Here is a 10788-nt window from a genome sequence, read left to right as displayed (position 1 = left end):
AACAAATGGAGATTACCGAAGACAAAAGAAGAAAAAACACACCGTTAGGCAAATAAGGGGAGGACATTTAAAATGATCGAAATTAAAGTACCTGAGCTTGCAGAATCTATTACCGAAGGAACTATTTCACAATGGCTTATCAACGTAGGCGACAAAGTTGAGAAAGGTGGCAGCGTTGTTGAGCTTGAAACTGATAAAGTCAATGTAGAAATCATTGCAGAAGATTCAGGTATTGTATCGAAGTTACTAGGCGAACCTGGGGATACAGTTGAAGTTGGCGCAACTATCGCAATTTTAGATGCTAATGGAGCACCAGTTGCAGTAAGTACACCTGCTCCAGCTGCTGAGCAACCAAAACAAGAAACAGCTGAAGCACCGAAAGCTGCAGCTCCAAATGCTGAACAAACTACGGGTCTACAAGGCTTACCAAATACGAACCGTCCTATTGCATCACCAGCTGCTAGAAAAATGGCTCGTGAATTAGGAATCGACTTAAACGACGTACGTAGCACAGATCCACTTGGACGCGTGAGACCACATGATGTACAAGCTCATGCTGCAGCACCAAAAGAAGCACCAGCTGCTCCAAAGAGTCCAGCTCCTGCTCCAGTTGCAAAAACTGAATTCGAAAAACCAGTTGAGCGTGTGAAAATGTCCCGCCGCCGTCAAACAATTGCAAAACGTCTTGTAGAAGTTCAACAAACATCTGCAATGTTAACAACATTTAACGAAGTTGATATGAGTGCGATCATGGAATTACGTAAAGAACGCAAAGATGCTTTCGAGAAAAAACATGATGTACGTCTTGGCTTCATGTCATTCTTCACAAAAGCAGTTGTTGCAGCATTAAAACAATTCCCATTATTAAATGCTGAAATTCAAGGTGACGAGCTTATCATCAAAAAATTCTATGATATCGGTATTGCAGTAGCAGCTCCAGATGGATTAGTTGTTCCAGTTGTACGCGATGCTAACCAATTAAACTTCGCTGAAATCGAAAGTGAAATTCGTAATTTAGGTATGAAAGCACGTGATAACAAACTTTCATTAAAAGAACTACAAGGTGGTACATTTACAATTACAAACGGTGGTGTATTCGGTTCTCTAATGTCAACACCAATCCTAAATAGCCCTCAAGTTGGTATTTTAGGAATGCATAAAATCCAAGTACGCCCAGTTGCAATTGATGCAGAACGTATGGAAAACCGTCCGATGATGTACCTTGCACTATCTTACGATCACCGTATTGTTGATGGTAAAGAAGCAGTTAGCTTCCTTGTTGCTGTTAAAGATATGCTTGAAGATCCAAAATCATTATTATTAGAAGGTTGATAGATTTTTAACCTATTAAAGGCTGTAGAATGAATCATTCTACAGCCTTTTTTTATTGTGTTCATACGGGACAAATTTCATGACATAAAGTAATAATGTATGCCTAAACGTAAGGAGGATTAAAATGAATAACCTTCCAATTCATGCAAAACTTAAAGTAAATAAGGATACTTTCTTCCTCCCCGATTCAAACGGGGGTGTCTATTTTCGAAATAACGCCAGTTCATTTCGCATGGACGGTGCTGGAATTTATGACTGGATTGAAAAATTAATGCCCATGTTTAACGGTAATTATTCTTTAGCAGAAATAACTGATGGACTCCCTCTCCCCTATCAAAATCGTGTATTTGAAATTGGAGAGGTTTTATATGAAAATGGTTTCGTTCGCGATGCAAATCAAGATGCACCTCATGAATTAAACAGTACATTACTCGACAGATATGCTTCTCAAATTGAATTTTTAGAAGCTGATTCTCATTCAGGTGCTTTAAAATTCGAAACGTACCGCGGGGCAAATGTACTTGTACTTGGTTCTGGGGATATGCTTACTTCCTTAGTTTCTTCTTTATTAGAATCTGGTTTACCTACATTTCATTACCTCGTTACAGATCGTGATGAAACAAACTATGACAGAATACATGAGCTAATAGAACGTGCATATGAAGTTGATAACAATGTACTTGTTCAAGAAATCGATACTACAATTGACCGTCCCTTGCATGAAGTATTCGAACCTTTTGATTGGATTTTATATGTTTCTCAAAATGGAGACATTGATGGTTTACAAACAGTTCACACTATTTGTAGAGAAACGAAAAAGAATTTCATACCAGCTATTTGTTTATCTACACTCGGTATAGCTGGGCCTGTCGTAACGGAAAATCGTGATGAATGCTGGGAATCCGCATGGCATCGACTACATGAAACGACTTTACAAAATGAAAATTCATCGGATTCCTTCTCACCAATTACATCTGCAATGTTAACAAATGTAATCGTTTTTGAATTATTTAAGCATGTCGCAGATGATTCACATCGGGAAAAAGAAGCACAATTCTTTTTATTAAACTATGAAACACTTGAAGGAACGTGGCATTCTTTTATAAAACATCCTCTTGCAACTGATGAAAGTTTTACAATTGATACGATAGAAAATCTTTCTGAAAAACTTGAGCATCGGTCGAACCAACATACTTCAACTGATGTATTCCGATTTTTTGACTCATTAACTTCTAAAGAAGCTGGTATATTCCATGTATGGGATGAACAAGATTCATATCAATTACCGTTATCACAGTGCTATATTCAAGTAGCCACTCCACTATCAGATGGCCCAGCTCCCCTTCTGCCTCTTATGACTTGCAGTGGATTGACTCATAATGAAGCACGCCGAGAAGCTGGTTTAACAGGAATTGAAACATATGTAACAGAAATCATTCACCGCCTTATTCCTGAACATAACGATATCGGTATCGGTGCTGGAGAAACGATGACAGAAGGATTTTATCGGGCACTACAGCAACATTTAAACAATAAACTGTATGAGCGGCAGTCACATACGCTAGAAGAACTTACAACTGTTGATTTAACTGATATTCAAGATAAACATTGTAGATTTTATTACGATGCTCTCTCTACAATCCATGAAACACCTCAAATAGCAATGAGCGAAGAGATTCTTAGTTTTCCTGTCGTTTGGATCGGTATAAATGATAGATGGTACGGTGCATCTAATATAAATATGACGTTAGCGTTACGGAACGCACTACAACTATCACTCTTTCACATTCAAAATGAAGAAATTCCTTACAGAGCTAATATTTTGTATGACTCATCTATTATTTTATATGACACTGATTCTTTTAGGGTGGAGATACAAGCGGAAGAAGAAATTCCAAGTGCGCAATCTTTACAGCTTGCCTTACAGCATTTAGAAGAACATAGTTTTTATCCCTTCGTGTTTGATTTAGCAATCGAACCATTTTTGAAAGAAAACTTAGACAGTGTGTATGGGGTATTAATTGCAAAGGAGGACGGTTTATGATTCAAAATATATTGCTTATAGGAGATGGCCTACTCGCAGACTATGTACATGATCAATTATGCGAACAATATTCCATCATTCGTCAACATACCCTTACAGAAGAACCCCCTGAAAATATTCATCTCGCTCTCGTATTACATGACGGATCTCCTTCTACTATTCATCATGATGCCGAACTTATTTTTCGCTCAAATCATATTCCGTGGCTTCGTGGTTTCACTTCATTTGGCGAAGGTATTATCGGTCCTTACATTCATCCTCTTACGCCCGGATGTTCCCATTGTTCTGATGGACGCCGTTTTATCGCTGGCTTTGATCAAAAAGAAATGTGGGAACTACAGCGGAAATATGCCTTTAAAGCCGAAAATGGAACGAGGCGTGATGTACGTGCCACCCAAAATGGAATGTTACAAATGTGCCATCTTATTTGTGCCGAAACAGAAAAAATGTTAACTCATAACCATTCTTCTTTAGAAAATGAACTTATTTTACTAAACTTACAAACATTACAATGTACGCGGCATTCTTTTCTTCCAGATCCTCTCTGTCCTGTATGTAGTAGTTTACCTGATGATACTGCGGATGCGGCGGAAGTTTCTTTACAACCGAGTTTAAAAGTAAGCACCGAAACGTATCGCTGCCGTTCCATTCATGAATTAAACACATTTTTAACGAGAGACTATTTAGATTATCGGGTCGGTATGTTGAACGGCAAAATGCAGCATTCTTTATTACCATTCGCTGACGTCATTATAAACATGCCATTAATGTTTGGAAATGAAGGTGTTGCAGGCCGAACTCATTCATTTGCAGTCAGTGAAGCAACTGCTATTTTAGAAGGTTTAGAACGATATTGCGGTATGTCGCCTCGCGGGAAAAAGACAAATGTGCATGGTAGTTTTCATGATTTAGAGGAACATGCACTAAATCCCCTTACACTCGGTGTGCATACAAATGAACACTACAATCGTGATAATTTTCCATTTAAGCCGTTTGATCCTGATTATGAGCAAAACTGGGTATGGGGATATTCTTTATCACAAAACAGACCGCTTTTAGTTCCTGAATCAATTGCTTATTATAGCCTTGGTCATCGAGATGCTTTCGTGTATGAAACATCAAATGGATGTGCAATTGGCGGTAGTTTAGAAGAAGCGATTTTTCACGGCATTTTAGAAATTGTAGAGCGTGATGCCTTCTTACTCACTTGGTATGCCGAATTACCTCTTCCCCGCCTTGATCTTAATTCAGCAAACGATACAGAATTACAATTAATGATTCAGCGGTTACGTACAATTACCGGGTATGAATTACACGCTTTTAACGCGACGATGGAACACGGCATTCCTAGCTTATGGGTAATTGCAAAAAATACGCGTGAAAATGGAATGAACGTTGTTTGTGCGGGAGGCGCTCATTTAGATCCTATTCGAGCTTTAAAAAGTGCCATTCAAGAAATAGCAGGCATGTTACTTATAACAGACGATGAGCTCGAGCACAAAAGAGAATACTATGAAAAATGCTTACAAGATCCTTATTTCGTTAATAAAATGGAAGACCATAGTATGCTGTACGGATTGAAAGAAACGGAAGAACGTCTTCACTTCCTTTTACGAGAAGATGCACCGGTGCAAACGTTCCAAGAAATGAATGTATCACAATCATTTGATATGGATTTAACATCCGATCTCCACCAACTTTTAAATCGTTTGCATCAATCTAATCTTGAAATAATCGTTGTAGATCAAACCGTTCCCCTTATAGAAAAGAACGGACTACACTGTGTAAAAGTCATTATTCCAGGCATGTTACCGATGACATTCGGCCATCACCTTACTCGTGTTACAGGATTAGATAGAGTCTATACCGTACCGATGACACTTGGATATAGCGCTGAACCGTTAACAAATGAACAATTAAATCCACATCCGCACCCGTTTCCATAGTAAAGGAGGGATTTCATGCAGCTAGATACTTTTTTACATCATCTCCATTTCTCTATTGATGAAATTATGCCGAATCATGAGGTGGACTGGAAAGACGCACCGCTTCCTTATAAATTATATCGAAATGTACCTACCATCCCGCTCTCCTTAGAAATCCCGTTATCTTTATCGAACTCTTCTACTACACCTACTCTAAATGAGATTGGTCACTATCTTTGGTATTCATTTGGTGTAACACAATTATGTCAGCTAAATAGCGAGAGAAATGTATTACGCAGATCCATTCCTTCAGGCGGTGCTTTATATCCGAATGAATTGTATATCTATTTAAAGATTGACGATTATCCAGACGGCATTTACCATTATGACGCCGCGCATCACCGACTTATTTTCCTTCGCGAAGGAAATTTCGATTCTTATTTAGCAGACGCACTCGGTAATCGCTGTAATATACATGATTGTTTCGGTGCCGCATTCGTATCCACTATGTTTTGGAAAAACTTCTTTAAATACAATAACTTTTCATATCGCCTTCAAGGATTAGATAGCGGGGTTCTCATTGGACAATTACTAGAATGTGCAAAACAGTTCGGTTATACGAATGGCGTATACTTTCAATTTCTAGACCGTGCACTGAATCATTTACTCGGATTGTCAGAAGTTGAAGAAAGTGTGTATGCCGTCATTCCTTTAAGTACAGAACCAGAAACTAATTGGTTTCACAATGATTACCGTGAAAATAAAACAGTTACTTCTCATGAGTTGTTGCAACAAATTCCGCCGTTAGCACATGAACATTTCGTTCGCTCAAAACATGTAAATGAACATCCGATGATAACAAAAATAAATGAAGCTTCTATGATTGAATCGACAGCACACTTCCAAACACTACATCATGAAGAGCACTATCAACATAATACGTACGCTGTACAGCTACCGAAAGTAGAACGGTTATCGTATGATTTCCTACAACTTTGTAAAAAACGATATTCTCCTGATGCGGACTTTATTTTAACGAAATGGGATGCAGCTGAGCTCGCTACTTTACTACAAGAAGCGAGCCTCTCCTTCCCCTATTACAGCGACCTTGATGGTAAGTATGTAAATGAAAATGCACGCGTCTCATTATATGGATGTTTCTATAACGTAAAAGATATAGAAAACGGCGCTTACACTTATAACAGTACAACACATTCCATACAACCACTTCGATATGGGGACCTTCGTTATCTCCTTCAATCTAGTATGACGATGGATAACGTAAACCTTTTTCAAGTACCACTTTGCTTACATGTAGTCGGAAAGAAAGATTACTATACAAATGCATTAGGCTATAGAGGATACCGTATTCACCAAATGGAAGCTGGTATCCTCGTTCATAAACTCGTTTTTGCTGCAACTGCTATGGGGATGGGTGGGCATCCTTTACTAAGTTTTGATACAAATTCATGTGATCAATTGTACGGAATTGATGCTGGGAATGAAACATCTCTTATTCAAGTTCCAGTTGGGGCATATCGGGCGCGAAATTGGTTAAAAGGGGCTTTGCATAGTTAAAAGCACGCCGTCAATCGGCGTGCTTTTTTTAAAGGATTTAATTTATAAAAAGAGAAATGAGTATATATTCTTACATAAAAGGAGAATTTAACTTGAACATTTTACAACGGTTAATTCAGCAAGCAAAAAATCCTAGCGGAACAATTGGTTCCTCCATGCTTTGTATTATGAACGCTGCACATACGAGATTAATAAATTGGGCATTACAGAAAGTACACATAAAGACAGATGCAGTCGTATTAGACATCGGCTGTGGTGGAGGCAAAACCATACACACTCTTTCAAAACGAACTCCACTTGGGGAAATATATGGGATTGATTACTCCGATCAAGCTGTGAAAAATTCTATACAGACAAATGCAAAAGATGTTCAAAAACAAAAAGTAATTGTTCAACAAGCAAGCGTGTCTTCTATTCCACATCATACGAACTTCTTCGATCTCATTACCGCCTTTCAAACTCATTATTTTTGGCCTGATATTGAACAAGATATAAAAGAAGTATTTCGCGTCTTAAGATCGGACGGCTCCTTTTTATTAGTGGCTGAAACTTTCAAAATTCAATATCATATGGAAAAATGTAAAACGACTGAAGAATTAATAAACCTATTTTATAAGACAGGATTTAAAAGTGTGAAATGTTACGAAGAAAGAGGATGCCTTTGTGTAATAGGAAATAAGTAAAAAAGCAGACCTTTATGGGCCTGCTTTTTACTAGATTAACTTAAAAATACTCTTAATTTGTCTAGCAAATAACCAATTTTTCGTACCGTAGTTATCATTTAAACTATCTAAATTAATAGATTGTCCGTTAGCAAACTTTAATTCTAACGTTGTATTTTTGTCATTTGTTTTTAAATTACTATTTGTAATATCATCATACTTTAATTTTTCAATCTCAATATATTCGTCTTTTTCTTGTCCGATCACGACATGGTCTTGGAAGAAGAAAAATACTTCTACTTTTTTACCGAAACAAAATACATTTTTCGTATAAATTAATGTCGCGTTATCAAGTCCGACACATACTTCTTTCATTTCTTCCACAACGTGTCCAAAGTCTTCTTCATGTCTTGTATTTGATTCAACAATCCATTCTTCGATTGTTTTCATATTAATTGCCATACTGCGCCCCCTGGTTCGTTCATTGCTTCGTTTAAAAAATAAATACTATATGAAAATATAAGCGATTAGTAATATGTTTTCAAGGGGGAACGGTATATTCAAAATAAAGTGAAACTTTAATCAATAGGGGTCTTCATCCCCACTGATTATTAGTTGAACCAATCGGGCCTTTGCGGGATAAAGTTAAATTTCAAAGTAATATAAAAGGAACACCAATTTCATTAAATTTTAAACGTTTGAACGAGGCATTCTTCCTCATCAATTAACTGCTCTCTCTCATCAAATTCAATGTTCAGTTCTTTATATACTTTCTTCCAAAACGACACTGCTGGTACATTTTTTACAAGTTCGATAACGAAATATTGTCCTCTTTTCTCTTCTAGTAAATTCTCAACAGCTTGTTTACCGATTCCTTTTCCTTTATATTGATTCAATATGAAAATATCATTAATACCAAAATCATTTTCCTTCTTCAAAAACGGGCGTTCCAGTAGTAATAAGAATCCTACAATACTATGATCAACTTTTATAAAATACGGTGTGATTCCGTCATTTTTCCAAAACATATGCAAATCTTCGTATTCAAAAAATCCGTTCGCTCCGATAGTTATATTCATAGTGAACTTAGAAAGGTCATGAAGATATAAAGCGTACAAATTACGTAATATTTCTTTTTCTGATTCTTGAACTTTTTGAAGTGCTACAATCATAAAAAAACTCCCCTTCCACATATGTAACTATTTCCCGATCCTCTTTATTCGACAAAAATGATAATTCCCCTTTAACAAAAAAATAGCACTTTAAAAAGTGCTATTCTGCTCTCCTTGCCGCTTGCTGAATTGGATCCCAAACGCTGTTATATGGTGGTGCATAACTTAAATCGACATCTTCTAAATCATGAATGCTCATTTTATTGAAAAGTGCCATCGCGATCACATCAATACGTTTATCTACGCCTTCTTCTCCAATTACTTGCCCGCCCAATAACTGTTTCGTATCGGAGCGATATAGTAATTTCAAGTAAAGTGGTTTTGCATTTGGATAATAGCCCGCCATATTTGTAGAATCTACTTTGACCGTTTTATACGGAATGTGTAGCCCTTTTGCTTCTTTTTCATTTAACCCTGTTCTTGCGAGTGTCAAATCCATAAATTTAATAATGCCTGTGCCTAACGTACCTTTAAAAGCTCTTCGTTTATCAAGCATATTCAGTCCAGCAAGTCGCCCTTGCTTATTGGCAGTCGTTCCGAGCGGGATATGATCATGAATTTCCTTTATAACGTGGTAATGTGTTGCGCAATCACCGGCTGCATATACGTCTTGCACATTTGTTTGCATATATGCATTTACTTCGATTGCTCCTTTATGATTCTTACGTATATTTGTCCCTTCAAGAAAATCAGTATTTGGCTTCACTCCAACCGACACTAAAACAAGATCTGCTTTATACGTACCTTTATCCGTTTCGATTGCTTCTACTCGTTCATTTCCTTTAAATGCTTTTACATTTTCATTCGTTAAAATTTCAATATGATGCTTATCTGCTTCTTTATGTATGTACTCTGCCATATCTGCATCATAAATCGTACCGATATGATCATTTCGCTCAATCATTCTTACTTTCTTACCAAGTTCGACGAATGTTTCTGCCATCTCAAGTCCAATGGCACCACCGCCAATAATCGTTACATCTTCAACTTTATTCGTTTCTAGCGTTTTTAATATGCGCTCAGCATCAGGAATTGTTTTTAAAAGATGAACGCCTTGTAATTCCCGTCCTTCCCATTCTGGCATAACAGGACGCACTCCAGTCGCAATTAATAATCGATCATATGGAAATTCAAAGACATCCTTCGTCTTCGTATGCTCTGCGTACACCATTTTCTTTTCCGTATCTACTTTCGTTACTTCATGACGCACTTTCGCATCAATTCCATATTTCTCACGAAACGTCTTTACGTTGCGCGCGATTAACTTTTCAGTTGAAGCGATAGCACCACTAATGACATACGGTAATCCACACTGAGCGTATGAATAAATTTCACCTTTTTCTAAAGTTACAACATTTGCATTTTCATCGTTTCTAACAATTTGCATAGCTGCACTCATACCAGCTGCATCTCCGCCAATAATGACATAGTTCACTTTACCACTCCTTCTTTTTTACATACTCTTTACGTTTTCCATATTTTATAGAAATAACACCTACTTCCATTGTAAAGAAAGAGAATTTCATCTTCAAATTTGGTGCACAAACTTATGTATGAATAGGTAACTGTCGTGTCTTATAAACAACATGTTTAATATGCTATAACAGTAACCAATTGAAAGTAGGTGAAATATACATGTGCGCCGGCCTTCTCGTCCAGCTTCCAGAGGAACCGATAGAACCGAAACCCGCCCTTCCGCTTGAACAGGAGTTTACCGTTAGTGTAACTTTATACAGTGCTCGTGCTTGGTTATCTGACAATGACACTTTCTCACAAACTATTTGGAAAGCTACCCGCTTCGCTTCTGCATCACACGCTCGCAAGGCCATCTTTCCAGTCGGTACTGTTAAAATTATAAATTTTTCTGACGATACAATAACAGTTACTGCATCATCAGAATCAGATGATACGCTTAAAATAATCGTCCCTCCTCATTCCGAAGCTGCTTTAACGTCTAGTTCTTTATCTGATGTGCAAGCCAGTACATCAGGGGGAGCAAGTAAAGTCACATTTCTCTTTCATATCTTTTTCTCTAGGGATCCTGGTCCAGCTAAATAATCATAAAAAAGGTACAG

At 37.4% G+C, this 10788-nt stretch carries 9 protein-coding genes; 6 read left to right on the top strand and 3 right to left on the bottom strand.

Annotation, left to right across the window (positions count from 1 at the left end):
- Positions 1 to 72: 72 nt before the first annotated feature.
- The 5 genes from odhB (at position 73) to RT27_RS16765 (ending at position 7562) form a co-directional block, all read left to right on the top strand.
- On the top strand, positions 73 to 1332 hold the full coding sequence (gene odhB, locus RT27_RS16785) for a 2-oxoglutarate dehydrogenase complex dihydrolipoyllysine-residue succinyltransferase (RefSeq protein WP_000569892.1): 1260 nt from the start codon (positions 73 to 75) through the stop codon (positions 1330 to 1332).
- Positions 1333 to 1456: 124 nt separating this feature from the next.
- Positions 1457 to 3376, top strand: a complete 1920-nt coding sequence (locus RT27_RS16780) for a putative thiazole-containing bacteriocin maturation protein (RefSeq protein ID WP_043936724.1) — start codon at positions 1457 to 1459, stop codon at positions 3374 to 3376.
- A complete protein-coding gene (locus RT27_RS16775) occupies positions 3373 to 5322 on the top strand; it encodes a TOMM precursor leader peptide-binding protein (RefSeq protein ID WP_043936723.1) in 1950 nt (649 codons plus the stop codon). The genes RT27_RS16780 and RT27_RS16775 overlap by 4 nt, the downstream gene beginning before the upstream one ends.
- Before the next feature lie 15 nt (positions 5323 to 5337).
- Positions 5338 to 6879 carry a SagB family peptide dehydrogenase gene (locus tag RT27_RS16770; RefSeq protein ID WP_043936722.1) on the top strand — a complete coding sequence of 514 codons (1542 nt, stop codon included), beginning with the start codon at positions 5338 to 5340 and terminating at the stop codon, positions 6877 to 6879.
- Between the two features lie 92 nt (positions 6880 to 6971).
- Positions 6972 to 7562 (top strand): class I SAM-dependent methyltransferase, encoded by a 591-nt coding sequence (locus RT27_RS16765; protein ID WP_043936721.1) that lies wholly within the window; start codon positions 6972 to 6974, stop codon positions 7560 to 7562.
- Between the two features lie 30 nt (positions 7563 to 7592).
- Here the strand turns inward: RT27_RS16765 and RT27_RS16760 are convergent, their stop codons facing one another.
- From RT27_RS16760 to RT27_RS16750, 3 genes are all read right to left on the bottom strand, one after another.
- Positions 7593 to 8003, bottom strand: a complete 411-nt coding sequence (locus tag RT27_RS16760) for a DUF3908 family protein (RefSeq protein ID WP_000996808.1) — start codon at positions 8001 to 8003, stop codon at positions 7593 to 7595.
- Positions 8004 to 8224: 221 nt separating this feature from the next.
- Complete coding sequence (locus RT27_RS16755; RefSeq protein WP_043936719.1) at positions 8225 to 8713, bottom strand: GNAT family N-acetyltransferase; 489 nt, start codon at positions 8711 to 8713, stop codon at positions 8225 to 8227.
- A 100-nt stretch (positions 8714 to 8813) separates the two neighbouring features.
- On the bottom strand, positions 8814 to 10148 hold the full coding sequence (locus RT27_RS16750; RefSeq protein ID WP_001110229.1) for a CoA-disulfide reductase: 1335 nt from the start codon (positions 10146 to 10148) through the stop codon (positions 8814 to 8816).
- 200 nt (positions 10149 to 10348) lie between these two features.
- On the opposite strand from RT27_RS16750, the gene RT27_RS16745 reads away from it, so the two are divergent.
- Complete coding sequence (locus tag RT27_RS16745) at positions 10349 to 10771, top strand: hypothetical protein (protein WP_016082422.1); 423 nt, start codon at positions 10349 to 10351, stop codon at positions 10769 to 10771.
- The last annotated feature ends 17 nt before the right edge of the window (positions 10772 to 10788 follow it).

The organism is Bacillus sp. L_1B0_5 (genome assembly GCF_000836715.1).
GTDB lineage: Bacteria > Bacillota > Bacilli > Bacillales > Bacillaceae_G > Bacillus_A > Bacillus_A thuringiensis_S.
Note: the sequence above shows the minus strand (reverse complement) of the source record. Positions and strands in the feature narration are given on the sequence as shown.

Bases quoted from the DNA above. Each gene is read 5' to 3' on its own strand.
- odhB (WP_000569892.1), top strand. From the start codon at position 73: ATGATCGAAATTAAAGTACCTGAGCTTGCAGAATCTATTACCGAAGGA.
- RT27_RS16780 (WP_043936724.1), top strand. From the start codon at position 1,457: ATGAATAACCTTCCAATTCATGCAAAACTTAAAGTAAATAAGGATACT.
- RT27_RS16775 (WP_043936723.1), top strand. From the start codon at position 3,373: ATGATTCAAAATATATTGCTTATAGGAGATGGCCTACTCGCAGACTAT.
- RT27_RS16770 (WP_043936722.1), top strand. From the start codon at position 5,338: ATGCAGCTAGATACTTTTTTACATCATCTCCATTTCTCTATTGATGAA.
- RT27_RS16760 (WP_000996808.1), bottom strand. From the start codon at position 8,003: ATGGCAATTAATATGAAAACAATCGAAGAATGGATTGTTGAATCAAAT.
- RT27_RS16755 (WP_043936719.1), bottom strand. From the start codon at position 8,713: ATGATTGTAGCACTTCAAAAAGTTCAAGAATCAGAAAAAGAAATATTA.
- RT27_RS16745 (WP_016082422.1), top strand. From the start codon at position 10,349: ATGTGCGCCGGCCTTCTCGTCCAGCTTCCAGAGGAACCGATAGAACCG.